General features: G+C 43.0%; 24 protein-coding genes. 22 read left to right on the forward strand and 2 right to left on the reverse strand.

The genetic code is table 11. From position 1 onward, the window contains the following. Positions 1–795, forward strand: coding sequence for a VLRF1 family aeRF1-type release factor (locus tag BMW59_RS06700; protein ID WP_093049172.1), 795 nt, complete (start codon positions 1–3; stop codon positions 793–795). Between the two features lie 88 nt (positions 796–883). On the opposite strand, the gene BMW59_RS06705 is transcribed toward BMW59_RS06700, so the two are convergent. Further along, the gene (locus tag BMW59_RS06705) at positions 884–2101 is read right to left on the reverse strand and encodes an MFS transporter (RefSeq protein WP_093049175.1); all 1218 of its coding nucleotides are present in this window, start codon (positions 2099–2101) and stop codon (positions 884–886) included. A gap of 169 nt (positions 2102–2270) precedes the next feature. Between BMW59_RS06705 and BMW59_RS06710 the strand changes: the two genes are divergently transcribed. The 15 genes from BMW59_RS06710 (at position 2271) to BMW59_RS06780 (ending at position 19421) form a co-directional block, all read left to right on the forward strand. Continuing rightward, entirely contained in the window at positions 2271–2651 is a 381-nt protein-coding gene (locus BMW59_RS06710) for an OsmC family protein (RefSeq protein WP_093049178.1), read from the forward strand. 153 nt (positions 2652–2804) lie between these two features. Continuing rightward, a complete protein-coding gene (locus BMW59_RS06715; protein ID WP_093049442.1) occupies positions 2805–4103 on the forward strand; it encodes an MATE family efflux transporter in 1299 nt (432 codons plus the stop codon). Positions 4104–4322: 219 nt separating this feature from the next. Next, on the forward strand, positions 4323–7007 hold the full coding sequence (locus BMW59_RS06720; RefSeq protein WP_093049181.1) for a tetratricopeptide repeat protein: 2685 nt from the start codon (positions 4323–4325) through the stop codon (positions 7005–7007). Positions 7008–7098: 91 nt separating this feature from the next. Then, the gene (locus BMW59_RS06725) at positions 7099–7914 is read left to right on the forward strand and encodes a YfkD famly protein (RefSeq protein WP_425441257.1); all 816 of its coding nucleotides are present in this window, start codon (positions 7099–7101) and stop codon (positions 7912–7914) included. Between the two features lie 433 nt (positions 7915–8347). Continuing rightward, entirely contained in the window at positions 8348–9172 is an 825-nt protein-coding gene (locus tag BMW59_RS06730; RefSeq protein WP_093049184.1) for a M55 family metallopeptidase, read from the forward strand. Positions 9173–9189: 17 nt separating this feature from the next. Next, a complete protein-coding gene (locus BMW59_RS06735; protein ID WP_093049186.1) occupies positions 9190–10122 on the forward strand; it encodes an ABC transporter permease in 933 nt (310 codons plus the stop codon). 1 nt (position 10123) lies between these two features. Beyond that, positions 10124–11071 (forward strand): ABC transporter permease, encoded by a 948-nt coding sequence (locus tag BMW59_RS06740; protein ID WP_093049189.1) that lies wholly within the window; start codon positions 10124–10126, stop codon positions 11069–11071. A 3-nt stretch (positions 11072–11074) separates the two neighbouring features. Beyond that, positions 11075–12067 carry an ABC transporter ATP-binding protein gene (locus tag BMW59_RS06745; RefSeq protein WP_093049191.1) on the forward strand — a complete coding sequence of 331 codons (993 nt, stop codon included), beginning with the start codon at positions 11075–11077 and terminating at the stop codon, positions 12065–12067. A gap of 84 nt (positions 12068–12151) precedes the next feature. Then, entirely contained in the window at positions 12152–13810 is a 1659-nt protein-coding gene (locus BMW59_RS06750; protein WP_245732978.1) for a peptide ABC transporter substrate-binding protein, read from the forward strand. A 75-nt stretch (positions 13811–13885) separates the two neighbouring features. Continuing rightward, entirely contained in the window at positions 13886–14818 is a 933-nt protein-coding gene (locus tag BMW59_RS06755) for a S66 peptidase family protein (protein ID WP_093049451.1), read from the forward strand. Between the two features lie 36 nt (positions 14819–14854). Beyond that, positions 14855–15571, forward strand: coding sequence for a gamma-glutamyl-gamma-aminobutyrate hydrolase family protein (locus BMW59_RS06760; protein WP_093049194.1), 717 nt, complete (start codon positions 14855–14857; stop codon positions 15569–15571). 40 nt (positions 15572–15611) lie between these two features. After that, the gene (locus BMW59_RS06765) at positions 15612–16586 is read left to right on the forward strand and encodes an ABC transporter ATP-binding protein (protein WP_093049197.1); all 975 of its coding nucleotides are present in this window, start codon (positions 15612–15614) and stop codon (positions 16584–16586) included. A gap of 18 nt (positions 16587–16604) precedes the next feature. Then, on the forward strand, positions 16605–17702 hold the full coding sequence (locus BMW59_RS06770; RefSeq protein ID WP_093049200.1) for a dipeptide epimerase: 1098 nt from the start codon (positions 16605–16607) through the stop codon (positions 17700–17702). Then, entirely contained in the window at positions 17699–18619 is a 921-nt protein-coding gene (locus BMW59_RS06775) for a C40 family peptidase (RefSeq protein ID WP_093049203.1), read from the forward strand. The genes BMW59_RS06770 and BMW59_RS06775 overlap by 4 nt, the downstream gene beginning before the upstream one ends. Positions 18620–18929: 310 nt before the next feature. Further along, positions 18930–19421: a hypothetical protein gene (locus tag BMW59_RS06780; protein ID WP_143051204.1), complete on the forward strand. Its 492-nt coding sequence runs from the start codon at positions 18930–18932 to the stop codon at positions 19419–19421. Between the two features lie 117 nt (positions 19422–19538). Here BMW59_RS06780 and yfkAB read toward each other — a convergent pair whose 3' ends face one another. After that, positions 19539–20672: a radical SAM/CxCxxxxC motif protein YfkAB gene (gene yfkAB, locus BMW59_RS06785; protein ID WP_093049209.1), complete on the reverse strand. Its 1134-nt coding sequence runs from the start codon at positions 20670–20672 to the stop codon at positions 19539–19541. Positions 20673–20866: 194 nt separating this feature from the next. Here yfkAB and BMW59_RS06790 point away from each other — a divergent pair, with 194 nt between their 5' ends. The 6 genes from BMW59_RS06790 to pdaA all read left to right on the forward strand — a co-directional run bounded on the left by BMW59_RS06790 (position 20867) and on the right by pdaA (position 26932). Beyond that, positions 20867–21052 (forward strand): SE1561 family protein, encoded by a 186-nt coding sequence (locus BMW59_RS06790; RefSeq protein WP_093049212.1) that lies wholly within the window; start codon positions 20867–20869, stop codon positions 21050–21052. A 223-nt stretch (positions 21053–21275) separates the two neighbouring features. Continuing rightward, positions 21276–22181, forward strand: a complete 906-nt coding sequence (locus BMW59_RS06795; RefSeq protein WP_093049215.1) for a hypothetical protein — start codon at positions 21276–21278, stop codon at positions 22179–22181. A 458-nt stretch (positions 22182–22639) separates the two neighbouring features. Further along, complete coding sequence (locus tag BMW59_RS06800) at positions 22640–23281, forward strand: histidine phosphatase family protein (RefSeq protein ID WP_093049218.1); 642 nt, start codon at positions 22640–22642, stop codon at positions 23279–23281. A gap of 186 nt (positions 23282–23467) precedes the next feature. Next, positions 23468–25006 (forward strand): fumarate hydratase, encoded by a 1539-nt coding sequence (locus BMW59_RS06805; protein WP_093049221.1) that lies wholly within the window; start codon positions 23468–23470, stop codon positions 25004–25006. A 162-nt stretch (positions 25007–25168) separates the two neighbouring features. Then, complete coding sequence (locus tag BMW59_RS06810) at positions 25169–25897, forward strand: hypothetical protein (RefSeq protein WP_093049224.1); 729 nt, start codon at positions 25169–25171, stop codon at positions 25895–25897. 240 nt (positions 25898–26137) lie between these two features. Next, positions 26138–26932 (forward strand): delta-lactam-biosynthetic de-N-acetylase, encoded by a 795-nt coding sequence (gene pdaA / locus BMW59_RS06815; protein ID WP_093049227.1) that lies wholly within the window; start codon positions 26138–26140, stop codon positions 26930–26932.

Raw genomic sequence — 26932 nt, forward strand, 5'->3', positions numbered from 1 at the left:
ATGGCATTATTAGATGAAGTTCAAAAATTAAAAGATTTTAAATGTTCCGATGAAAAATGTGTGTTAACCGTATATTTAAACACTGACCCTGCCAACCAGGACCAGCAAAAAGGCGAGTGGCAAATCAGACTGAAGAACGGTTTAAAACGGATTCAGGAGTATTTAGATGCTTCTGGAGACGAAAGTGAAATTAAAAGTTATAAAAAGCTTAAGAAGAAAGTGGACGATGAGATTCAGTCCAACAGAACAAACTTCCAAAAAAGCGTTGTGATCTTTGCGTCAGAAAAAGAAGATCTGTTTAACGTACACTACTTGCAAGTGCCGGTGGAAACTAGTTTCCATTGGGAGGAAGGCCCTGTTCTTGATCAGCTTGAAGAGATTCAGAAACATTATCCGCGTTCAGGCGTGGTCCTTCCAAATCTGGATGAAGTAAGAGTGCTTGATACGTCACTTGGAGAAATCCATGATGAAAGAACGTATGAATTTGATCCGGGAAGTGAAGAGTGGACCTTTAAAGAAGGACTTGCTTCTTCAGACAGAACGGCTTCAGGTGCAAGCCACGTAGACAAGATTGATCAGCGGTTTGCTGAGAACCGCAACCGGTTCTATAAAAAAATGGCCGGAAACATTGAAAGACTGAAGAAAGACTGGGACTGGCAGGAAATTTACCTTGTAGGTGAAACGGAAAATATCCGTTCGCTGGAAAGCAGCCTCAGGACTAAACCTGCAGAGTCCATTTCGAAGAACTTAAATAATGCGGAAGCATCTAAAGTACTTGAGGAAGTATTTAAATAATAACACTTGCCCCGATGATGAGATCTTTCTCTCATCGGGGTTTTTGATTGTAAATAACTGGGGGGTCTGCCCCCCCAGTTGTTGGGTTTTATGCGGCCTGTCTGTCGGCTCGGGCCTGTCTTTTGAGCTGTGCCTGGAAAATGAGGCCGGCTGCCAGCATGGCGGCGAGCATGGCGCTAAGAGAGTAATAGATGGCGCCTTCTCCAACGACTTCAATCAGAATGCCGCCGACTACCGGACCGGTCATGCTTCCGACAGCAAAAAGTACGGCAGTCATCACATTGCCTGTAGGCAGAAGGTTTGCCGGGACCAGGTCTGCCAAGTAGGCGATACCGAGTGAGAAAAGAGAGCCGAGAAGCATACCGGCAATAACAAATAAAGTGAATAAAAGCCAGGGGATGTGTTCAGCAAAAGACATACTGAAAAAAATGACAAGGCCTGTGGAAATGAGGCCAAGCAGGACTTTGTTCCGTCCTAGTTTATCACTTAAAATACCTAAAGGCAGCTGCGTAATCAGGCTTCCGAATACAAAACCGGGAAGCAGTAAAACAGTCACAAACTGAATATCAATACCCATACGAAGGGCATATACCGGGTAATTGCCATGCAGGGAAGCCTCCATATACCCAAAGAAAAAACCGGGAAGAAGGGCAAACCAGGCCAGTTTTAAAACTTTCTTATAGCGGATAAATGTATTAAGCTGTGAACCTGTTTCAAAATCTCTGGCAGGCCACTCATTTTTAAGGAAAAGCATAAACACCCAGGCGATCACACTGGCAGCTGAGGCTATAACAAACGGCAGATAATCATTTATTTCCAGCAGTCTTGTCATCATTGGTCCCAGTCCAAAGCCCATTCCAAACGCGAGGCCATATAAAGACAGCTGCCGGCCGCGGTTTTTCCTCGAGCTTGTCGTACTTATCCACACCTGAGTGGAAAAATGTATTAAATTGTCTGCTATGCCTACTACCATTCTTAAGGCAAACCAGAACCAGAATGCCTGCCATAAAGGAAAGAGCAGTAAAGAAAAACAGACTAAAACCAGGCCCACTATAATAACGGGTTTATAGCCGTATTTTCTGACAGGCTTCTCAATAAATGGAGAGATTAATATAATTCCTATGTAGAGGGCTGCCGCGTTTAAGCCGTTGGCAGAAGAAGACACTCCGGAGCCTTCAAGCATGACAGCCAGAACAGGCAGCAGCATTCCTTGCGAAAAGCCTGCAATTAAAACCATGCCTACCAGTACCCAGTAACGGTAGACGGGATTATTTTTCGTTTGTTCCGTAGATAATTTTGTGGTCATGAGCATAATCGCTCCCCGTACTAAAATATATGAGTTGGATTTATATCCAAATTTAATTGTAATTGGTTTTTATAAATGTGCAAGGAAAATAAAACCCTATAACGTGACGTGAGTTTCATAAAAAAGTACAATAGTAAGCACGGGAAATAGTAAATGAAAGGATGTTTTGATGAAATTCACCTACACTGATGATGCCTTTGAAACAGAATTTGAATATGGAAAGCTTGTCGTTTCAGGAAATGAGGAGAAAGGCTTCCGTCCTTTTCAGCTGATGGTCAGCTCAATCGCTGTCTGCAGCGGTTCAGTCCTTAGAAAGGTCCTTGAAAAACAGCGGATGAGCGTAAAAGATATCCAGGTGGAAGCTGACGTGAAACGGGACCCTGAGCGGGCTAACCGGCTGACACATATTACACTCCATTACGTAATCCATGGAGAAAACCTGACGGAAAGTAAAGTGGAAAAGGCGGTCCACCTTGCCAGCAAAAACTGCCCAATGGCTCAAACTGTTGCGGATTCCGTCGAAATAACTGAAACATTTGAATTAAAGTAATCGGTCTGAAAAGCAATATTTAAAACCGCAATAACTTACGATTAAGGAAGGGGCACCCTTCCTTTTTTCACACTATGAGAAAGAAACGGCTCAGGCAAAAGGGGGGATGCCGCCTTGAGTACCCGGCAATATGATTTTACTGAAGGCAGTATTATGAAAAAGATGATCCTGTTCTCTTCTCCTATTTTTCTGACCAATATACTGCAGACGTCCTACCAGCTCATTGACTCTCTATGGGTAGGTAATCTCCTTGGAGCTAACGCCCTTGGTGCCATTGCAGTTTCGGGGACGGTCATTTTTACGATTTTATCGTTTATAATCGGCATAAACACTGCAGCATTGACTATTTTATCCCAGCATAAAGGCGCAGCCGATGATGAAGGGCTTAAAAAATCGTTAAATGCCTTTGTAGTTATTTTAGGAACAATGACCGTGCTATTAGGTATAGCTGGTTTTTTTATATCCGGTTATATTCTCCAATGGATGGGGACGCCGGATGAGATGCTTCCGCTTGCTACCTTATACTTACGTATTAATTTTATCGGGATTATTTTTTTATTTGGATATAATTTTATAGCGACTGTATTAAGGGCTTTGGGGGACAGTAAAACGCCAGTGCGTTTTGTTCTTCTGGCTGTCATTTTAAATACGGTGCTGGATCCTCTTTTTATTTCTGTGTTTGATTTAGGGATAGCAGGGGCTGCGTATGCTACGATTGTCTCACAGGGGACCGCTTTTATATACGGGCTCATCTACTCTGTTTCTAAAGCAGGCGTGCCGTTTTCTGTCCCTTTTTTACCTTCTGTGGCCCAGCTTAAAAAGATTTTTAAACTGGGGCTACCGTCTGGGCTCTCAATGATGGTAATTTCAGGCGGAGTGCTGGCTATTATGACGGTAGTGACAAACTTCGGGGAAGAAGTAGTGGCAGGGTTCGGTGCGGCGCAGCGTCTGGAAAGTTTAATTATGCTCCCAGCGTTAACTCTCGGTTCAGCGATTAACAGTATGGCCGGACAAAATATTGGAGCAGGGAAATGGGAAAGAGTCGGAGAAATTTCTAAAAATGGACTGATCCTTATTGGGACTGTGTCGTTAACGATTAGCGCAATTGTTTTTATAAGTGCTGAATATGCTATAGCTATGTTCGTGCAGGAACCTGAAACTGTCGCGTTCGGCACAACGTATATTCAGACCGTAGCTTTTTTCTATACTTTTTTAGGCATTAATTTTGTTTTAAATGGTGTCGTGAGAGCAGCTGGAGCCATGTTTCAAGTGTTTGTACTGAATGTCTTATCATTCTGGGTGCTCCGGTTCCCCCTGACGTATTTAGGTGCGTTATGGCTCGGAGAACGGGGCATAGGTGCGGGTATGGCGGCTTCATTGTTTATCAGCAGCTTACTGGCTGCCGCCTACTATAAATTCGGCAAGTGGAGAGAAATTAAAGTGCTGGATTAGTAAAGGGGTCAGACCCCCCATTAAATTCCAATTATTTTTCCTGGTTAATGGACTGAAAAACGCACAAAGAAACGAATTATATGCTGATATGTCGAAATTAAGCTGGATAAGTATAGCATAAATGGCACTTTTAAAATAAGATAAGGGTATGGATTAATGCCTGTTCGTGCAGGTGTTTGGATTTATCTGAACATTAAATGTTTACGGGAGGAATAAAGCATGATGATTGAAGAACATATGATAAATAAGACATATTTCAGGACTATTGTGGATGAAGAGCATCAGCAGTCCCCTGTTAAAGCTTTAGGTCATGCTTTTTATGAAGAACAGATGGACGAAACGACTGATCTGTCGTCTGTCAGGTTTGCTCAAGGGGAAGTTTATTACCATCACCGGGATATGGAATCAGCGGTCTATAAATGGGGCCTCGTAAAAAATGAACTGGCGCCGTGGGCGAAAAAGAATATTGGAGATGCATATTACGAGTTAGGCTGGCTCAATGAAGCCGAAAATACTTATACTTCTATTCAGACAGAAAGCACGGTTCTTTCAATAGAGGTCTCCTTACAGCTTTTAGCTTTATATGCTGATAAGAATAATAAAGACAAAGTTCACCAGTATATTAAGAAAGCACTGGCGGTTGACCCGGACTATCCTAATGTAACTGAAATCGCAAGGACTTTCTATGAAGAAGAGCAGGATTGGGGAAAAGCTGTGGAGCTGGCTGTAAAGGAAGCTGTCCGGACAGAATCGTCTCACTGGTTCACTGTTCTGACCACTTATGCTAATAAAGGATATACAAAAGATTTTACACCGGAATACTTTACTCAGGTTCTTCTGCCTCTTTCCAGACTGGACCAGAACATATTCTCAAACTTAACGAAATCCTTATGGGAAAGCTACCAGCATACCTCATCAAATCTTGCGTGGCTAGCGACCATAAACGATCTGCTGCGCCAGGTTGAGGTATCGGAAGAAGAGGACTGGAGTGATTTATCCCGGCTGCACTATGACAGCTACCTCGCTTTGATGGACGGAGATTATTTAATTAATGATCTCAAACCTGTCGTTCCTTCCTTACTGGTCAACTGGATGAAAATTTCAAAGGCTGCCGGGCCTCTGTACGCCGCTAGTGCGGTACTGGCCTGGAACGAACTCTTTCCGGATACGTTTAACCGGAATACGCTTGAGGACGCAGAACGTCTTCTGGTCAGCGAGTACCCTTCAGCACAAAATGTGGAAGAACTTACTGCCTTACTCCAGACAGTCCTTCAATGGACAGAAGGAAATGACATAAAAATAGGAAACAAAAACAAATGGCTGCTTTCACAAATGTGGAATCTGAATAAGAAGCATTTGTGTATTACGGGTAAATCGCAAAAAGAAAATACAGCCGTTTTAAACAAACTTTTAGGTGAAGAGCTCTTTAAAGGGGAATCCTTGACCGTGTATATGAATCATGGAGCGGAACAGCCTGAAATGATGGAAATCACGGAAACGGGATCAACGCTGGTGGAGGATATCGCTCATTTGCCGCCTGACGCCCTGGTGGAGTTAAACTGGCCTTCCCATCTGCTGAACCAGATGGATAGTTCGATTATTACTGCCCCTTATCATAAAGAACCTGAAAACGGGAATGCTTTTGATTTTACTTTAACGTCAGACGGCGTTTTATATGTGGTGGACGGCTCAAGGCCGGTCACTGATCAAGAATATAAGGCATTAAGTGAGTTTTCGAACCGGCAGCCAGGCATACCTGTCCACTTTATTATAAGTGAATCAGAAGGAACAGATACTGACAGTGAAGATATAAAAAACAGTCTGGCCAACCTGTTCCCTTCATCACAAGTCCTAATAGTAAAACCATTTATGAACGGCAAGAATGTAGCAGACTTTATCCGCAATCATTATTTAATGAATATGACTATTAATGATAACAGGAAAGTGACAAGGCTTCTTCATGTTATCCGCACTCTGCTTGGCCATTTGAAAAACCAGAGGGAAACAAAAGAAAGTGTTTATAAAGAAACAGTGGCTTTCCATAAAGAAGCCCGTACGAAATACACTCACTATAAGAAAAACGTAGAAAAAGCAGAGACGGACAGAAGTGAGGCTTTTAAGAAATCCTACCATGACCTTAAAGAAAAAATGAAAAGAAAAGTACAGGAAGATATTCCGCCCCTTCTTCAGGATACTGCGGATGAAATTGAGGAAGACAGCGACTTCAGGAATATACAGGATGAGTTAAATACGTTAATGAATAACAAAATCAATGACTATTTAAATCATACAATGATACCTGAATTTCAGTCCTCGCTGAACACCTGGATTCAGAAATCCCGTGAAGATATTTCAAAAACGCAAGCTTACCTGGATGAAGTAAATGAGACTTTTAACAACATGTATGGCGAAAAACGAGTGGCTTTGGCCTGCGATTTCCAGCTGCTCACAGACTGGAAAAGAGACCTGAACAGGATGCTTAACAGAATTGACGTGGAAGATATAAATATAATGAACCGAATGAAACCATCCCAGTTTTTATTAAAAAGTGCGGGTAAACTGTTCGGGAACTTCCAGCAAAACAAGCAAATGCTCTACAACCAGTACCGGAAAGCCATTGAAAATGACAGCTTTGAGGAAATAACTGATACGGTTATAGAAAAAGTTTTTTTTGAATTTGATCTCTTTGAAAAGTCGCTGAAATCGGATATGAAAATGTGTTTTGAGGAGCCTATTCAGCAATTGGATGATGGCATAAGCCAGTCTGAAGAACAGATCAACAAAGCTGAAGAAGAATTGCAGCTGATGAGAGATAATCCCGCTGCCTTTTATGATCCAATAAAATTATTTGAAACCAGACTTTTACAATGCGAAATGATGGCGCTGGTGCCTCAGAACCAATAAATTTTAATCCCCGTTCAATAACGGGGATATTTTTTTGTTTTTTTAGATAAACTAACCACCAAGACTAACGTTAGAAGGAGGTATCACCTTCGTGAAAAAGATTTTAATATCCGTAATTATTTTTTTCGTCTGTGTAACAGGAATGCTTTCAGGGACTATATCTGTTTTTGCAGAAGAAGAGGACGGTGCTAAAACGTCTGACATTCCCCAGTCTGTAATGAGTATAGCTAAGGAAAACACTTACCCTAATCCTGCACAGGATTTGCCGAGGCTTCAGCCCAGCACGTTAACTGAACAGCTCTTTGAATCAACAGAAGTCACCATTGAAAACCCGGAATTGATTAAGATGTTAAATGAGTCAACGATTAAAGGGTCTAAGCTCGCGTTAGGGATGAATGTTTCCATCTATCTTGGCCAATGGCCGCTTTCCTACGAGTCGGATGATACCGTGTTAAACTGGGATTACGAAAAAATTAATACGAATATGGTAGATAACAGAGGCGGTCAGGATCAGAAAAAGATTCAATACAGCCAGCAGCAGCAAAAACGAATTAAAGGCGGCCTCACTGCAGAAATAAAGGACAGCGAGATGGTGAAAAACATGATGAGATTAAAAGCTGAAGAAAAAACAAAGATGCCATTAAGTTTTTCCACTATTATCGGATTTGGAACTCAGACAGAAAGAGTATATAACGTAGCTCCCCAGACTATGGGTTATCTGGATACTTATGCATCAGCTGTGAACGAAAAAGGTAAAGTGACCTATGGTGAAGTATATTTGAAGATAAAAGGGGATAAACCTTCTTTAGAAATAAAAAATGTGACCCAGCAGGGGATAGGAGCATGGATTCCTATTCAGGATTACGTTAACTTACGGCTGGAATCAGCCAAGGCCCCCCGTTCATAAAAAGCTCCTGAAGAAGGATTGTAAAAGCAATACATTGCGCTTTCAGCAGCAGTGTATTGCTTTTTTTTCCTTTTTCCAATCAGTCCAGGAATTTTAGGGGTATTGCCACCTCGCCCGTGCGGAAACTTCGCTGTGCCTTCTTTACCGCAGACTTCTAGTTTATATTTCGAAATCAGCAATCATTACTGCTAAAAAGTCTCCCTGTAAATAATTTACTAATATAGTTCTTTTAAAATGGAATATATGTAATTATATGGTATTTAATTAGTCGCATTTCCTTTAAACTTAAATCTTAATGTCAATAAATGTAACAAAAGGGTTGACTTTTAAAATATGGGGAAAATTCTAAAAATTCTTTGTGAACTCAACTGTATTTTGATATAATTATGGCAAGTTTTTCTAAAGATTGGATAGGAAAGGAAAGGGGGCCAAAATGAAAGTTTATACGTCCATAGATATGGAGGGGATAACAGGGCTAGTCGACTTAACGTTTGTTCACCCAGGCGAACGCAACTATTACCGTGGACAACAATTAATGACGGCTGAAGCTAACAGGGTCATTTCGGCTGCTTTTCAGTCAGGCTGTAAAGAAATAATAGTAAACGACAGCCATTCTAAAATGACTAATTTATTAATTGAAGAGTTACATAAAGAGGCTAAGCTTATTTCAGGAGATGTCAAACCTTATTCAATGGTACAGGGACTGGATCACAGTTTTGACGGCGCTATATTTCTCGGCTACCATGCCTGTGCTTCTCAAAAGGGGGTCATGAGCCATACGATGACCTCGGGAGTGAAAAGCATGTTTATTAACGGAAAAGAAGTCGGCGAGCTGGGGCTTAATGCGTATGTCGCAGGCTTTTACGGCGTGCCTGTCCTCTTAGTCTCCGGAGACGATGCCGCAGCCTCAGAAGCAGAAGAGCTGATACCTGGTGTCACAACTGCTGTCGTCAAGGAACAGCAATCCAGATCGGCGGCATTATGTTTTACACCTGCAAAAACAGCTGAAATACTGACGGACAAAACAATAGAAGCGATACATAAGCGGTCAAAAATAAAGCCGTTGGCACCTCCGAAAAATCCTGTTTTAACCATTGAATTTACGAATTACGGGGAAGCAGAATGGGCGAATTTAATGCCCGGCACCACTTTAGAGGAAGGGACGACATCTGTCTCTTTTAAAGCAAAAGATATTCTGGAGGCCTATCAGGCGATGCTGGTGATGACAGAATTAGCTGTCAGAACATCGTTTTCTTAAGGAAGGAGAGACGGTTTTTGCTGAAATACATACTTAAACGTTTTGCGTGGATGGTGCTTACGGTGTGGATTATTATTACACTGACATTCTTCCTGATGCACGCTATTCCGGGTGATCCTCTGGACGTGGCAGATGTGGGAAGCTCTGATGCAGCAAGTGCCAATCTGGCAGCCTATTATAATCTCGACCAGCCGTTAGCTATGCAATATGTGACTTATTTGAAAAATGTAGTGACCTTTGATTTTGGCCCTTCGATGACTTCCAGGTCACGGACTGTAAATGACATGATAGAAAGCGGTTTTCCCGCTTCGCTTCAGTTAGGTCTGGCCACCTTATTTTTCTCTGTTATTTCGGGGGTGGTGTTAGGCGTATTTGCAGCGTTAAAGCATAACAAAATGATAGATTATTTAACTATGATTCTCGCAGTGATAGGTATTTCAATCCCTAACTTCATTCAGTCCATGCTGTTTATCAATTACATAGCCGTTAATGTGGAATTCTTTCCTATTGCAAGGTGGGGAACATACAGGCATGTCATTCTTCCGGCTATTGCACTTGCTTCCGGACCGATGGCGATTATTGCCAGACTGACACGGTCCAATATGCTGGAAGTCCTTACACAGGATTATATAAAAACCGCTAAAGCAAAGGGCCTGTCAACAATGAAAATCGTTGTAAAACATGCTCTAAGAAATGCTCTGCTTCCAGTTGTAACGATTATGGGAGCTTTGACAGCTGCCGTGTTGACAGGAAGTTTTGTGGTCGAACGGATTTTTGCCATTCCGGGCATCGGCCAGTATTTTGTAAACAGCATCAGTAACAGGGATTATCCTATGATTATGGCGACAACCGTTATTTACAGTACGATCCTTGTCGTTATGATGTTTATTGTGGATATTTTATACGGGTTAATAGATCCAAGAATCAAACTGCACTCAAAGGAGGACTAACATGCCGGCAACTCAGGAACGGGCGACTAAATCCCCTGTGGATGACAGTTTGTTTGCCCCTTTAAATAATAAGTCAGCTGAGCATGATGCCATTGTCCGCCCGAGTGTCGGATATTGGAAAGATGCTTGGCAGAGGCTGTTAAAAAATAAATTAGCTGTGTCAGGTTTAATAATTATTGTTTTTTTAACAATTATGGCGATTATAGGGCCGATGTTAACGCCTTATACATACTCTGAACAGACTTTGAGCAACCAGAACGCCGGGCCTTCGGCTGAACATTGGTTCGGAACAGATAACTTAGGAAGAGATATGTTCACCAGAACGTGGTACGGAGCGAGAATTTCTTTATTTATCGGTTTTGCAGCGGCCCTTATAGAGTTTGTCATCGGGGTGCTTTACGGTGGAATCTCCGGCTATAAAGGCGGTCGGGTCGATAATATCCTTATGAGAATTGTGGATGTATTATATGGTCTGCCTTACTTACTCGTTGTCATCCTGCTGATGGTAATTATGGGGCCTGGCTTGTTCACAATCATTGTCGCTTTAACACTTACCGGATGGATAGGGATGGCAAGGATTGTGCGCGGACAGGTGCTTCAGCTTAAAACAAATGAATATGTGCTGGCTTCAAAGGTGCTGGGCGCAAGTACATCGCGGATCATCAGAAAACATCTCCTGCCTAATACCATGGGGCCTGTCATTGTCTCTATGACATTAACTGTTCCCGGGGCCATTTTTGCGGAAGCTTTTTTAAGCTTTTTAGGCTTAGGTGTCTCTGCCCCGGTTGCAAGCTGGGGATCGATGGCTAACGACGCTTTAGGCGTATTGAACACCGGCTACTGGTGGCGGTTGTTTTTCCCGGCCTTCTTTATCTCGCTGACTATGCTGGCTTTTAATGTATTTGGAGACGGGTTAAGAGATGCCCTTGACCCGAAGATGAGGAGGTAGATCATGTCAGAGACATTGTTGGAAATAAATGATTTGGCAGTTTCGTTTTCTACACAAGGAGGAGAAGTCCAGGCTGTGCGCGGGGTCAGTTTTGCTGTGGCTCCGGGAGAGACCGTCGCTATAGTAGGGGAATCAGGCTGCGGAAAAAGTGTCACAGCCCAAAGTATTATGAGACTGGTTCCTGAGCCGCCCGGACGGATAAAACATGGAAGCATCCATCTGAACGGGAAAGATTTAGCGGCTTTATCAGATAAACAGATGAGATCAGTAAGAGGTAAACAAATTGGCATGATTTTTCAGGATCCAATGACAAGCCTTAATCCGACTTTAACAGTAGGAGACCAGCTTACTGAAGGTATTTTAACTCATGAAAATATCAGTAAATCCGAGGCTGAAAAAAAAGCTGTCGAGCTGCTTAATTTAGTAGGAATAGCCAATCCTCAAGAACGGCTGAAACTATATCCTCACCAGTTCAGCGGGGGAATGAGGCAGAGGATCATGATTGCCATGGCGCTTATGTGCAAACCATCGCTGTTAATAGCGGATGAACCGACAACCGCTCTGGATGTAACCATACAAGCCCAGATTATTGATCTGTTTAAAGAAATTCAAGAAAAAACAGGTGTGGCAATTATTATAATTACCCATGACTTAGGGGTAGTCGCACAGATAGCTGACAGGATCAATGTGATGTATGCAGGCGAAATCGTAGAATCCGGAACAGTAAAAGAAATTTTTTACAAGCCGCAGCATCCCTATACAAGAGGGCTGCTGACCTCGGTTCCCCGGCTGGACGGCGACCGTTCCCAGCCGCTCATCCCTATTGCGGGAACACCTCCGGATTTATTTTCTCCGCCTGAAGGATGTGCTTTTACCAGCAGGTGCAAGTATGCCATGGAAGTCTGCCGGGCGTACGATCCGGCTGTTACCCATTTAAGCGACCGGCATTTTACGAAATGCTGGCTTCAGGATGAAAGGGCGGAAAAGCCTTTTTAAACAGGGGGGCTGATTCTATTAAGGGGGGTGAGCTCGTACGGCGGCCATTTAATACTTAATACTATTTTACAAGGGGGAAACATAGTGAAAAAGCTGAATACGAAACTATTATTTACGGGAGCGCTTGCCGCTTCGATGCTTGCAGCAGGCTGTGGAGGAAATGAAAATGCCTCAGGAAACAACGAGGGAAACGATGCTGAGACCGGAAACAACCAGGAAGCTTCCAGTGACGGAGATAAAATTCTTATTTTCAACAATAGCGAGGAGCCGACTTCTCTCGATCCGCCTATCGGGAATGACGAGTATTCCTACAGCATTTTAAACAATGTGATGGAAGGTTTGACCCGTTTAGAAAAAGATGAGCCGGTTCCTGAACCGGCGATGGCTGAAGAGTGGGACGTCTCGGATGATGGTTTGGTATACACTTTTTATCTTCGTGAAGATGCTTACTGGAGTAACGGGGAGCCGGTTACAGCAGAAGACTTTGAATACTCCTTTAAGCGTCTGGCTGATCCCGAAACCGCCTCACCTGCCGCCCACCATTCCTACTGGATTGCCGGCGCTGAAGCATTTAACGAAGGCGAAGGCTCTGAAGACGATATGATGGTAGAAGCTTTGGATGAAAAAACATTGGAAGTGACACTTGAAAACCCGGTAGACTTCTTTGAATCGATTGTGGCTATGCCACAGCTTTTCCCGGTGCATAAAGAAACAGTTGAAGAGAACGAAGACTGGGCAAACAGCCCGGATACATTTGTGGGCAACGGACCTTTTGTCGTCAGCGAATGGGAAAATGATGAATACTTATTCGTTACGAAAAATGAAGATTACTGGGATGCTGATACAGTAAACCTTGATGGGGTTGAATACGTCATGGTTGAAGATTCCAATACAGCTTACCAGCTTTATCAAAATGATGAAGTGCATATAACAGATATTCCATCCGAGATGGCCGGAGAGTTAATTGACGGGCCTGAAACGGCTGTCTACCCGCGTTCCGGTATTGAGTTCCAGCGGTTTAACGTAGAGGAAGAGCCGTTTCATAACAGAAATATCAGAGCAGCTTTCGCAAAAGCGATTAACGCCCAGGAAATTGTTGACTATATTACTCAGGAAAACCAGCCGGTTATGACAGGATATATCTTTGATGACTTCGCTCATCCTGCTGGCGGAACTTATCGTGAACATGCGGGCGACCTGCACGAATTTGATCCTGATGAAGCCCAGCAGCTTCTTGAACAGGGAATGGAAGAAGAAGGTTATGATACTCTTCCTGAAGTGACGTTAAGTTACAATACGGACGATACCCACCATACGGTGGCGCAGGCTGTACAGGAAATGCTTCAGCAAAACTTAGGTGTAGAAGTCACATTGGAAAATCAGGAATGGGCAGTTTTTCTTGACGCCCAGAGAGATCTGGAACTTCAATATTCCCGATCATCTTTCCTTGGCGGGTATAACGACCCGATGAATTACCTTGATAACTTTACGACCGGCAATCCTATGAACAGGACGGGATGGTCTAATGAAGAGTACGATCAGCTTGTCTCCGAAGCTTTGTCTGAGCCCGATCCTGAAACGCGGTTTGAACTGATGGCGGAAGCTGAACGAGTATTTGTGGAAGATTATGCGATTGTTCCGCTTTATTACTACAACAGCACATTCCTCGAAAAACCAGAAGTGACAGACGTGGTGAGACACCCGGTAGGTTTTGTCGAGTTTAAATGGGCAGACCTGCAATAAATGCAACACGGTCACCCCAGTATCAGCCGGTACTGGGGTGACATTCCTTTAAGTTTTAAGATGGGAAGTGATGGAATGAACGAGCTCATTAAGCCGAAAAAACTAAAAGAAGGCTCTGTCATTGGAGTCGCCTCTCCAGCAGGTATACCTGATAAGGAGAAGTCGTTAAAAGCAGGGAAAAGGCTTGAAAGTATGGGGTTTACTGTTCGATTTGGAGATGCCCTTGGCCGCAATTACGGATATTTAGCAGGCACGGATAAAGAACGCGCAGCTGAGATTAATGATTTGTTTCAGGATAAAACGATCGACGCTGTTGTTTGCTCCTGCGGCGGATATGGCGCACCCCGAATTGCTCCATTGCTGAATTACGAACTGATACGGGCTAATCCGAAAGTTTTTTGGGGATACAGCGATGTGACCTTTTTGCATACCGCCATTCGGCAGGAGGCTGGACTTTTAACTTTTCACGGGCCGATGCTCAGTTCAGACCTCGGTCATGACGAAGCCTTGCACCCGTTAACTGAAGAGCATTTGCGTTTTTTAAAGCATCCTGGAAAGCTGACGTATACGGAAGCAGCAGGACGGCTCGAGGCGCTCGTGGAAGGAGTGGCTGACGGCTGGCTTGTTGGAGGGAACCTGACACTCCTTGTAAACTCACTTGGGACGCCTTATGAAATAGATACAAAAGGTGCCTTACTTTTTATTGAAGAAACAGAGGAAGAGCCCTATCAGATTGACCGGATGCTTAACCAGTTGAAACTGGCTGGGAAATTTAAAGATGCCAGGGGGATCTTGCTTTGTGATTTCAATGACTGCAGGCCGAAAAAAAGAAAACCGTCTTTTTCATTAAAAGAGCTGTTCGAACATTATATCGTTCCAGCTGGAAAACCCGTGTTATCAGGTTTTAAAGCAGGGCACTGCACGCCTAATTTTCTATTTCCCGCAGGGGCAAAAAGCCGCATGAATACATATGCTAAAACAGTTATGATTGAAAACCCTTTCTCTTAAACTGATAAAACTTGATAAAGGCAGAAGGTGGAAAACATGAAACCTATTATTGGGGTAACGTCTTCATATACCGATGACCGCACTCTCCAGACATCGTACGATAATATTAAGTCTGTCACGCGGGCCGGCGGCATTCCGATTGTCCTTCCTAATTTGACTGATCCTGAAGAAATTAATGAGCTGGCAGAGTCATTGGACGGGGTGCTGGTGACAGGAGGGGGAGATATTGACCCTACCTTGTTCGGGGAGGAACCTCACCCTGAACTCGGGCTGATTCATCCGGACAGGGATACATTTGAAACAGCTTTACTAAAGCGCTGTCTGGATAGTAACAAACCTGTACTGGCTGTGTGCAGAGGATGCCAGATATTAAATATTGCTGCCGGGGGAGATATGTATCAGGATATTTACAGCCAGACAGACCGGGAGCTGCTTCAGCATACGCAGCGGGCCCCGCGTTCTCACGCCTCGCATGTCGTCGAAGTCGAACAGGACAGTCTTTTATATACAATTACCAAACGCAGGAAATTTAAAGTTAACAGTTTTCACCATCAGGCCTTACGGAAAATGGCGGACGGTTTTCGCGTAACTGCCGTGTCAAGCGACCGGGTCATTGAAGCGTTTGAGAGCACCGCGCACACGTTTGTAATAGGCGTTCAATGGCACCCGGAATGTATGACAGAAAAAGGAGATCTTCCTTCAGTTCAATTATTCTCAGCTTTTGTGGAAGCAAGTAAACAATCAGAAAAATGAGTGGAAGAAAGCAGTGAAGAAATGGTGGAGGTAATAAAGCATGCCAAATAAATTAGTTGAGGTTAAAAATTTAAAGAAACATTTTGCCGTAGGCAGGGGGAAAGTACTTAAAGCAGTAAACGATATTTCTTTTGATGTGTATGAAGGTGAAACGTTGGGCCTTGTGGGGGAATCCGGATGCGGAAAATCCACCACAGGCCGGACAATTATCCGGCTGTACGAGGCGACAGAGGGAGAAGTGTTTTTCAACGGCGAAAATGTACATAAAATTAGCGGAAAAAAAATAAAAGATTTTAACCGGAAAATGCAAATGATCTTTCAGGATCCTTACGCCTCTTTAAACCCCCGGATGAAAGTGGAAGATATTATCGCTGAAGGGATGGATATACACGGAATTTACAAAGGGGAAAAGCGCAGGGAAAGAGTGTTTGAGCTTCTGGAAACAGTTGGCTTGAATAAAGAGCATGCCACAAGATTTCCGCATGAATTCAGCGGGGGACAAAGACAGCGTATTGGCATCGCCAGAGCCCTTGCGGTTGATCCTGAGTTTATCATCGCGGACGAGCCTATCTCGGCACTGGACGTTTCTATCCAGGCACAAGTCGTTAATCTGCTTAAAGAACTGCAGAAGGAACATGGGTTGACATACTTGTTCATTGCTCATGATTTATCCATGGTCAAACATATAAGCGACAGGATCGGGGTCATGTACCTTGGAGCGATGATGGAGCTTGCCGACAGTGAAGATTTGTATGCTGAGCCGCTTCATCCTTATACAAAAGCGCTGCTTTCTTCCATTCCGCTGCCAGATCCTGACATAGAAGAATCGAGAGAGAGGATCATTTTGAGCGGAGACGTACCGAGCCCTATTTCCCCGCCAAGCGGGTGCCCTTTCAGAACAAGGTGCCCGGAAGCCATGGAGACGTGTGCCGTTAAAAACCCGGAATGGCTGGAAGCTAGGCCTAACCATTTTGTAGCCTGTCATCTGTATGATCCGAATTTGCATAAAGAATGAGTCAGGGGAGTGAAATAAATGGTAATTGAAGAAATTGAAAAGAAACGGATCGCCGTCCCGCTGAAAAAACCGTTCAAAACAGCTTTACGCACGCTGGAAACAGCTGAAGCAATCGTTGTGACTGTCCGTTGCGACAATGGTCTCACTGGCTTTGGCGAGGCGCCTCCTACTGTAGTTATTACAGGAGAAAGCATGGAAAGTATTGAATCGGCAATTCATTATGTCTTTCGACCGGCTCTTACCGGTATGAACGTCTTAAATTTCGAATCTGTGTTCAATACGCTTCACAGAGCCACTGTCGGCAATACGAGTGCGAAAGCCGCTGTAGACATGGCCGTATATGACCTGCTGGCTAAAAAAATGGACGTTCCCCTTTATCAGTATCTCGGAGGATACCGGAAGGAGATCGAAACAGATTACACAGTAAGTGTCAATTCCTCTGAGGAAATGGGGGAAGACGCTGTTCAGTTTGTGAATGACGGGTTCACAGTGTTAAAAGTTAAGGTAGGAAAAAATAACATTGAAAAAGATGTAGAAAGAATCTGTGAGATCCGCCGGCGCGTCGGAAGTGAGATAAAAATCCGGCTTGATGCCAACCAGGGATGGAATGCCAAGGAAGCTGTCCGCTCCATTAGAAAAATGGAAGATATGAACCTGAACATAGAATTAATTGAACAGCCTGTCAGAGCTTCAGACCTGGAAGGGCTGAAAACGGTGACTGACAATACAGGAACACCGATCATGGCTGATGAAAGTGTCTTTTCGCCAGCTGACGCTCTTGAAGTAATTAACAGGCGCTGTGCTGATCTCATAAACATAAAACTAATGAAAACGGGAGGAATTTATAAAGCAGAGCTGATTAACCGGCTTGCAGAAATGGCAGGTATGGAGTGTATGACCGGCAGTATGATAGAAACACGGCTTGGTATATCTGCGGCTGCGCATTTTGCTGCCAGCAAGAAGAATATTACCCGATTTGATTTTGATTCTCCCCTGATGCTTAAAGAAGACATTATAAAAGGCGGTATGACCTACGAGAAAAATAAAATTATTCTTCAGAATGAACCAGGTCTTGGAATAACAGGAGCAGGGGTATGTGAGGAGATGTTTGAATGACCACACACTATATTGTGCGGGTGCCGGTGGCTACCGTCTGGACGTCACCTGAGAAGCCGAGAAACATAGATCAAAAAGCGCTGAGCTATCCGGTTGATCTGTCCGGATGGCTGGAAGGCATGACGACAGACGAACGGAGGCAGCTGACCGATGATAACATCGTACAGACCCAGGCCCTTTACGGACAGACAGTGACCTTAATTGAAGAAAAAGATGAGTGGCTCCATGTGTATATAAATGAGCAGCCAAGCTCCAAATTGGAAAAGGGTTATCCAGGCTGGCTGCCGAAACAGCAGGCAGTACTTTATGAGGACTCCGGTATGCCGGAGGGGGAGAGGCCTTTTGCGGTCGTTACAGCTCCTTCCGCCTGGCTTTATAAAGGAGAAGAAAAGTATTTAGAAGTCAGTTACCAGACAAGGCTTCCTTTAAAGGAGGATAAGGGAGAATCCGACGGAAAAGTGACTGTTTTCACTCCGGATGGCACGTTGACTCTGAAAAAGAGAGATGTGGAGGTTTACAGCAGCCTGAAAGGGTTTCCGCATCCTTCAGGCCAAGACCTCGTTAGAAGCGGTGAAAAATTCCAAGGACTTCCATATTTATGGGGCGGGATGAGCGGCTTTGGATTTGACTGCTCAGGATTTGTGTATACTCTTCACCGTGCCTGGGGCATCACGATACCAAGAGATGCCTCAGATCAGGAAAAGAGCGGAACACCAGTGGAACGGAAAGGTTTGCTGCCGGGCGATCTCATTTACTTTGCAAAAGATGAAGGGAAAGGGAACGTTTATCACGTAGGCATGTATTACGGAGACGGTAAAATGATTCATGCGCCGAGCGCTGGAAAAGCCATAGAAGCAGTTCCAATTGCAGAAACGAAATACGGAAAAAACTATCATTCTGCCAGGCGGTTCTGGTAGTAAGAAGCCCTTGAAAGGTGACACTTTCAAGGGCTTTGTGTTACTTTCCGAACCTTATAATAGTAACAACTGAGTGAAATGACGATAAATCTAGATACATTTACATAATTTTGATGAATTTCTCAAATTATGTTTTATCTGGTTCACTAAAGGAAACGGACAAACATCCGGTTAGTTTGCTGGTAAATATTTTTAAAAGGAGAGATTTTTTATGAATTTTAGAAAATTGTCATTTGCTTTAGTGTTGGTGTTAATTGCTTCGTTACTCACAGCCCCTTTTGCGGGAGCTCAAACAACGGGAGTAAAATTTTTGGATAACATTAAGGTTGATGGTGATCTTGAAGATGGCGGGACTTTCAATGGAATGCTTAGCATTACAGAATTAAATTATGATGAAGAAGAAGGATTAGTGGCGAGCGGTGATATTAGAGGAAAAGCAACTGATGCGGCTGGAGAACATACAAATGTTCGTGAGTCATTCACTGATGTTCCAGCAAACGTGACTGGAGACGACGTGACTACGAATGGCTTTGGCACGGCTGAAGAAGGAAATACAGAGAATGGTGAAGGAACAAACATACTGTTTTTGGATCTAGGTCCACTTTTTCTTGACTTACTCGGCCTTGAATTAGATCTGTCTCAAATTGAATTAGACCTTTCTGCAGTTCCGGGTCCTGGTAACCTTCTAGGAAATTTACTCAGTGCTGTAGCTGGACTGCTTGATGGCGACGGATTCTTATCAGGCGTAGTTCAAGATGTACTGGATCCTGTGCTTGATTCAATAAATGACTTGCTTGGATAATCACATTAAAATATAGTTTAACCCCCCTGCGCCAGGGGGGTTATTTTAGGTCATAGAGTTAAATTTAAGGTGGTAGAAAGATTATGCAAAATAACTTTCTCCATTTTTGAATAACTCTTAAATTAACTCGCCATTTACATCTACTTTTGCTGACCGCTTTTTAAAGTCAGCCCCTTTATAGTAGGCATCTTTTACAAGGAGGTTAGGACCGAGGCACTCAGCTGCAGGACAGTGGCAGTCAACTGTTTTAGCAAGGTCTGTCTGCTGCCATTTTTCAAACGCGTCTGTCAGGGACTGGTCGTGTAAAGTTCCGAGAGAGCCGGCATCGGTGAAGTCAGTTACATGAATACTTCCATCAAAAATATTGACGTTTAACCTTGACCTGCCGTCAGGGTCATTTCTCACGGAGACATTTTCAGTGCTGTAAAGACAGGAAAGCAATTCCACATCTTTTTGGTTATCATTGCAAGGATAAAAGGGCAGCGTTCCAAACAGCATCCACATGTCTTTATTTCGGTAGTCCAGCAGCCTGTGAATCCCTTCCCTGATTTCATCTAAACTCGCAACAGACAGGTTTGAAGCAAAATTACTTGGATACATCGGGTGCACTTCGTGGCGTTGGCAACCCATTTCCACAATTTGGTCATGAATCTTTTCCAGATGGGGCAAGGTTCGTTTGTTGAGCATTGTTTCTGCTGAAATGATGACACCTTCCCTTGAGAGAATTTTGCTGTTTTCTATCATAGTATTAAAATAAGCCTGGCGCTGTTTTTCGTTCGGTTTTCTGTCCATAACAGCAAAGCCTATTTCTGTAAAATCATTTATATTGCCGTAATTGTGGGAGATGTGTAAAACATCGAGATAAGGCACAATCAGCTTATACCGTTCCAGCGGCATAGTGAGATTAGAGTTTATCTGAGTCCTGGCCCCACGTTCATGAGCGTATTTCAGGAGAGGGACGACATACTCTTTTACTGACTTCATAGACAGCATCGGCTCTCCGCCTGTAATGCTTAACGCTCTCAGCCGGGGTATTTCATCAAGTTTATCAATAAACAACTGGAGAGGAAGAGGGTCAGGGTCTTTTGTCTGTAAGGAATACCCGACTGCACAGTGTTCACAGCGCATATTACATAAATTAGTTGTCGTAAATTCAATATTTGTTAACTGGGGTTTCCCATATTCTTTTATATCAAGATAAGCCTCCCATGGGTCATATGAAGGCCTAATTTTTTCTTTTGAAAGATTCATTGTGTTAAACACTCCTTTTAGCGGTTCCGCAAAAAAACCAGCCGGTTAATAATATTACATGACTTCATGGAAAATAGGAACAGGTGAAACAAAAAACGGACCGGGACTGGCGATTGACCTTGATGTTGAATCTGTTACAATATGTTCTGGACATTATATTAAATTATAAAAGAACTAGAGAGAGGAGTACCGACATGGCAGATGTGGAACCTGGCAAACAGACGAAATTAGATGCCCTTCATCAACGGATGGAAAATCTCGTGGAGATATTAGATTCACTAGATCCTGAAAAAACAGGAATTGAAGACATCGACCGGATTATAGCAATGCTTGATGACCTTGAAAAACAATGTCAGCAATACAGGCAGCAAGGCGAATAATATACAAAAAATGGGGGGGGTGTCCCCCATTTTTTTACATTTCACTAAAATACATAATTTTTTATATTTTTATTTTGGGGCTCGAAATATATGCAGGACAGGGGTTTTTATATTTTAAGATAGTTAAAAAAATTCAGAAACATTATAAATGCTTAATTATAGAGTAATAAACTGTTATAATCCAATAGGATAATATTTTCAAAATATGAAAGGGGTAGAAAAAATGAGAGCTATTTCTAAGGTGTTTATCTTCGGAGCTCTTTCACTTGCTCTGGCAGCTTGTGGCGGAAATGAAGATAACGGAAATAATAATTTAAATGGGAACAACACTAATAATGAAAACAATAACGTGGAAGAAAACAACAACAATGAGGTTAATAACAACGAAGAAGATAACAATATGAATGCTGAAAACAATAATGACGAAAGTATTGAAGACAATGCTTCTGTTGAGGAAGACGGAGATGCTGAAACCGCCGAACTTCCTGTTACTGTCGACCAGGATGCTGATGAAAATGAGCTTGTTTTTGAAATGGATGGAGAAGAGTACAGCCGCACAGCGGAAGTGTATGAAACAGATTTCGGTAAAGAAGTTAAGATTTTAGAGGGAATGGAAGCAGACTACGAAGAGCTTGGCAATCAGATTAAAGCTGATTTCACAGTCGAAGATGAAAGCCACGAGATGTACGGGCTGACTTTCACGGTGCATGAAGCATTCAGCTACAATGGAGATGAGATCATGGTACAGGACGTTGATGTGGACCGTACGATGACGCTCGAATCTTCAGTTATAGAAAATGCAGGCCATGTGGAAAACTTTAACGCCTATAAAGTTGAAGATGATGAGGCAACTCCTTTTCATTTCTATTTTGAAGTTGAAGGTGATGCCAGCCAGCCAGGACAATGGTCGGAAGCTGTCAGAGGGAATGATTACAAACAGTATAATTTCTACGAAGTGGTAGAAGAAGGACGTTATATTGTCACTATTCAATTCCCGTCAGAGGTAGACGAAGAATTTGAAGCGACCGCCATAGCAATGGCTCTTTCTTACGGACCGGAAGGAACAACTGCTGATTTGTCTGAGGAAGAAGTTGAAGAAGAAGAGGCAGAAGGCGAAGGCAACGAATAATATATTAAACTGTAAGAGTGTTTCCGCCGCGGAAACACTCTTTTAAAATGAATCTAACTGGGGGGTCAGACCCCATATCTGGGGGACGGCCCCCTATATCTTTTTTCAGATTTGGATATTTTTAATTTAATTTCTGAGAATCGCTTACCGGCGGACGCTTGCCTAAGGGTTTGCCCTCAACTAATATAACCGTCGCCAGAATGGATTTTCGGCCTGCGTTTCATCATTCTGGTGTCGCCGCCTTGTGCTCTTATCAGAGTGAGTTATCTTTATCCTGCATTGCACTGTCAGGTCATTGTGCTTTAACAGAGCCTAATATTTACTTGCCAGATTGAAGCGTCGGGCAGCCGCCCAGTTTTTGTAAACGTCCTTAATCTTGAAATTTATATAATTAAATCAGATAATATTAAGTGTGTATAAATGTTGTTGGCTGAAGGTAAGAGGAGGAAATAAAACTTATGGTTACAGTGTATTTTATCCGGCACGGTCAGTCGGAAGCTAATCTTCAAGGGATCATTCAGGGGCATGCAGAGTTTCCGCTGTCTGAATTAGGAGAAAAACAAGCCTCTCTTGCAGGAGAATGGATGTCCAGCGTCCATCTGGATGCTATTTATACAAGTGATTTGCAAAGAGCACGGGTGACAGCGGAGGCGATTGCTAAGCATCATCCGTTAACTCCCCAGCCGTGGGAAATGATCAGGGAAGTAGGCCTGGGCCCGCTTGAGGGGAAAACCCGAAAGCAGATGTATGAAGAATTTCCTGAATTAAAGGCAGATGCCCTTCTTACTTCCGGGATTAAAGGGACAGAGACTGTCGATAAGATTACCCTTCGGTGCGGTTATGTGATAGAACAGCTTAACGCTGCCTATGAAAATAAAACGGTGGCTGTCGTGTCTCATGGAGGATTTATCAGTATTATGCTTATGTACCTTATTGCAGGGGAAAACTGGCATTCGCTTCAAAGGCCATTTGTGATAGGAAATACGGGAATCACTAAAGCAGTGCTTGATAACGATGGCCCGCCTCAGCTTCATTTTACTAACCGGACAGATCATCTCGAAAAAGAAGGGAATTCTAAATCATCAACGGTTCTCTATTAAACAGTGTTAGCCAGTAAGCTCTGCCTGAGATGCAGGGCTTTTTATTTTTGAAAAAAAGGAGCGGTCTATAATAGAAACTGACTATGATGCAAATGAAAATACCAGAATTTTTACCCGGACACTCAAATGTAAAGGCTTTCGTAGTATAATAGAGAAGATTCAAAAAATTGAAGGAGTGTCAACCGAATGGAAAATCTTCGCAAAAGTATGTATGAATTAATCGTGGAAACATCGACCAACTTGCCTCATGACGTCAGAAGGGCTATTCAGAAAGCTAAAGAAAAAGAGAATGAGGGGACTCGGGCAGCACTCTCGCTTGCTACTATAACGGATAATATTGAAATGGCAGATACAAACGTCTCTCCAATCTGCCAGGATACAGGGATGCTTACATTTGAAGTGAAAGTTCCAGTCAATGTAAATCAGGTTGAAATGAAAAAAGACATCTATGAAGCAGTCAGACTGGCAACAAAAGACGGCAAGCTGCGGCCAAACTCTGTTGATTCTCTTACAGGTGAAAACAGTGGAGACAACATTGGGCCTGGAACACCAATTATTCACTTTGAACAATGGGAAAAAGACTACATAGATATCCGTCTGATTATGAAAGGCGGAGGGTGTGAAAATAAAAATATTCAATACAGCCTGCCGGCAGAAATTGAAGGGCTGGGCCGCGCCGGACGGGACTTGGACGGCATAAGAAAATGTATTCTTCACTCTGTTTACCAGGCTCAGGGCCAGGGATGCAGCGCAGGGTTTTTAGGAGTAGGCATTGGCGGCGACCGCATTTCCAGTTATCAGCTTGCAAAAGAGCAGCTTTTCAGAGACGTGGATGATCTTAATGGAAATGAAAGACTTGCCGAACTGGAAGAGTATATTATGGAAAAAGCTAATACATTGGGGATTGGAACCATGGGTTTCGGCGGAGAAGCAACTCTTCTCGGCTGTAAAATCGGCTCTTCTAATCGTCTTCCAGCCAGTTTTTTCGTCTCTGTCGCTTATAACTGCTGGGCGTTCAGGCGTCTTGGCGTACACCTGAATGCTGAAACAGGAGCGATCCAGTCCTGGCTTTACAAAGATGGTGAAAAAGTGACTTTCCAGCCTGAGGAAGCGCCTGAGTCTCAGGAGGATAAGAATGAAGCGAAAGAAGTTGTATTGGAAGCTCCTGTCACTGAAGAGCAAATAAGGGAATTAAAAGTGGGCGATGTCGTCATTATAAATGGAATGCTTCATACCGGCAGAGACGCCATCCACCACCATTTAATGGAAAATGAGGCGCCGATAGATTTGGACGGCCAAATTATTTACCACTGCGGACCTGTCATGCTGAAAGACGAAGCTGGAAACTGGTCTGTAAAAGCTGCCGGGCCTACGACAAGTATTCGAGAAGAGCCTTACCAGGGAGACATTATGAAAAAATTCGGGATAAGAGCAGTAATCGGTAAAGGCGGTATGGGACCAAAAACTCTTCAAGCGCTTGAGGAGCACGGAGGTGTTTACTTAAACGCCATAGGCGGAGCAGCCCAGTATTATGCTGACTGTATAAAAAGCGTTGAAGGAGTCGACCTCATGGAATTTGGCATCCCTGAAGCGATGTGGCACTTAAAGGTGGAAGGTTTTGCAGCGATCGTGACCATGGATGCCCATGGAAACAGCCTTCATAAAGATGTAGATAAAACGTCACTTGAGCGGCTTTCCCAATATAAAGAAAAAGTATTTGTTTAATACTCACACAAGGATTCGCTGAGACAGGCGGGTCCTTTTATTTATTAATGCAAGTTTTCCACCAGTTATATTTAGTAAAAAATGTATTTTTAACCTTGTTTTGCCTCTTAATCTCAGGTAATCTTTTAACAAGAGGTAAACAGGGGAGGGGATGAACAAGCAATGAAGAAGATCATGCTTTATGCCATTCCAGCAGTGTTGCTTATTGTCACAGCGCTGATTTACAGTATTGTGGAGTTTCCTCAATTGGCAAGTTCCGAGGATAAGGAAGCAGCTGAAAATGCCGAAATGGAAAGTGATAGAGCGACAGAGGAAAATAAAAAGGATAATGATAATAATTCAGGGGATCAGGAGAGTTCGAACGGGACAAGCTCTGAAAACAATGAGGGGAGCGGGGCTGAACGTATATTCTTTATGTCCGATACGTATTTTTATATTGATCGGAGTGAACATGAGGATGCGATTAACTACAAGGAAGGAAAAAAAGAAGAAGCAAAGGAAATAATCGGTGAGCTTCATGAAATAATGAACAACCTTGTTGGATTCGGGAAAGTTGAAGTAATTAACTTTCACAGCTTAAGAAATGATAAGTATTTTGACACTGATGCTTTTCATGACCGGTTATCTGCTCTTCAGGAAGATTTACTCGCAGAGTCGAGAGCTTTATATGATATAAGAAATTTACAAAACTTTTATATGATGGGCTCCAGCTATGAAACAGAGGACAGGATGGCCCTCCGGTATGCACACCGAATTATTCATGACCTTGATATTTATGTTAATGGTGACGGGGAAAAAGACGAGCGGCGTATCTGGGGAGTCACTGAAGCTTATGGAAATGATAGCGATATCGATAAAATGTATGATTACATTAGAAATTATGGAGAGTAAACAGGTTTAACCATGCGTTTTTAATAACCAAACTGCCAGCATGAAAAGAGGGGTTCAAAAGTTTAACTTTTGAAGCCCTTTTTTTGTGCTTCCATTGCCAGTTCTTATTAAGAGTCCTCTTAAAAGAAAAAGATAAATATAGTTATGAATAAATGTTTTCCGCTCTCGCTGATTTGTATGTATGAAAAAGTTATTTGTACAAAAAATAACTTTAAGTAAAAGAAAGCGAGGGCATCGTTCATGAAACAAGTGACTTTAACATTATTATTAGTGATTTGTGTAAGTTTATTTCCTCAAGATACAGCGAGTGCTGAAGCGTTAAGCAATAAAGAGCATAACTGGAGCTTTAACCCTGCACAAAATAACCAGCCGGCAACAACTGAACCGCTTTATGAGGAGTTAATTGAGAAATACGGCGGTCTTTATATCGGGGATACAAGAGAAAAAGAGCTGTATTTAACGTTTGATAACGGGTACGAGAACGGATATACAGGTGAGATTTTAGATGTATTGAAAGAAAAAGAGGTTCCGGCAGCTTTTTTTATTACAGGCCACTATTTAAAAGAAGAATCAGATCTCATTGACCGAATGGTGAATGAAGGGCATACGATTGGAAATCACTCTTACCATCATCCGAGTCTGCCGGCAGTTTCAGACGAGCGGCTGGAAAGGGAAATCCGGTCACTTGAAGAAGAATATGAAAAAGCGACAGGACGGACAGATATGATGTACCTTCGCCCGCCAAGAGGCACCTTTAGTGAGCGTACTCTAGCCAAAACAGCAGAAATGGGATATGTGAATGTATTTTGGTCACTCGCATACAAAGACTGGGAAACGGACAAACAAAAAGGAGCAGACTACGCTTATGAAAAAATCATGAAACGGGTACACCCGGGAGCTGTGATGCTGCTTCACAGTGTTTCAAGCGATAATGCCAAAGCTTTACCGAAAGTTATTGACGATTTAAAAGCTGAGGGATATACATTCAAAAGCCTGGATGAGTGGCGGCTGAAGCAGGAAGAATTCTTTCAATAA

Source organism: Salipaludibacillus aurantiacus, from assembly GCF_900111295.1.
GTDB lineage: Bacteria > Bacillota > Bacilli > Bacillales > Salisediminibacteriaceae > Salipaludibacillus > Salipaludibacillus aurantiacus.

Coding starts and splice junctions, on each gene's coding strand:
- BMW59_RS06775 (WP_093049203.1), top strand. CDS start 17,699: ATGACCACACACTATATTGTGCGGGTGCCGGTGGCTACCGTCTGGACG.
- yfkAB (WP_093049209.1), bottom strand. CDS start 20,672: ATGAATCTTTCAAAAGAAAAAATTAGGCCTTCATATGACCCATGGGAG.
- BMW59_RS06765 (WP_093049197.1), top strand. CDS start 15,612: ATGCCAAATAAATTAGTTGAGGTTAAAAATTTAAAGAAACATTTTGCC.
- BMW59_RS06700 (WP_093049172.1), top strand. CDS start 1: ATGGCATTATTAGATGAAGTTCAAAAATTAAAAGATTTTAAATGTTCC.
- BMW59_RS06805 (WP_093049221.1), top strand. CDS start 23,468: ATGGAAAATCTTCGCAAAAGTATGTATGAATTAATCGTGGAAACATCG.
- BMW59_RS06795 (WP_093049215.1), top strand. CDS start 21,276: ATGAGAGCTATTTCTAAGGTGTTTATCTTCGGAGCTCTTTCACTTGCT.
- BMW59_RS06745 (WP_093049191.1), top strand. CDS start 11,075: ATGTCAGAGACATTGTTGGAAATAAATGATTTGGCAGTTTCGTTTTCT.
- BMW59_RS06810 (WP_093049224.1), top strand. CDS start 25,169: ATGAAGAAGATCATGCTTTATGCCATTCCAGCAGTGTTGCTTATTGTC.
- BMW59_RS06770 (WP_093049200.1), top strand. CDS start 16,605: ATGGTAATTGAAGAAATTGAAAAGAAACGGATCGCCGTCCCGCTGAAA.
- BMW59_RS06710 (WP_093049178.1), top strand. CDS start 2,271: ATGAAATTCACCTACACTGATGATGCCTTTGAAACAGAATTTGAATAT.
- BMW59_RS06705 (WP_093049175.1), bottom strand. CDS start 2,101: ATGACCACAAAATTATCTACGGAACAAACGAAAAATAATCCCGTCTAC.
- BMW59_RS06730 (WP_093049184.1), top strand. CDS start 8,348: ATGAAAGTTTATACGTCCATAGATATGGAGGGGATAACAGGGCTAGTC.
- BMW59_RS06755 (WP_093049451.1), top strand. CDS start 13,886: ATGAACGAGCTCATTAAGCCGAAAAAACTAAAAGAAGGCTCTGTCATT.
- BMW59_RS06800 (WP_093049218.1), top strand. CDS start 22,640: ATGGTTACAGTGTATTTTATCCGGCACGGTCAGTCGGAAGCTAATCTT.
- BMW59_RS06760 (WP_093049194.1), top strand. CDS start 14,855: ATGAAACCTATTATTGGGGTAACGTCTTCATATACCGATGACCGCACT.
- BMW59_RS06740 (WP_093049189.1), top strand. CDS start 10,124: ATGCCGGCAACTCAGGAACGGGCGACTAAATCCCCTGTGGATGACAGT.
- BMW59_RS06715 (WP_093049442.1), top strand. CDS start 2,805: ATGAAAAAGATGATCCTGTTCTCTTCTCCTATTTTTCTGACCAATATA.
- BMW59_RS06790 (WP_093049212.1), top strand. CDS start 20,867: ATGGCAGATGTGGAACCTGGCAAACAGACGAAATTAGATGCCCTTCAT.
- pdaA (WP_093049227.1), top strand. CDS start 26,138: ATGAAACAAGTGACTTTAACATTATTATTAGTGATTTGTGTAAGTTTA.
- BMW59_RS06720 (WP_093049181.1), top strand. CDS start 4,323: ATGATGATTGAAGAACATATGATAAATAAGACATATTTCAGGACTATT.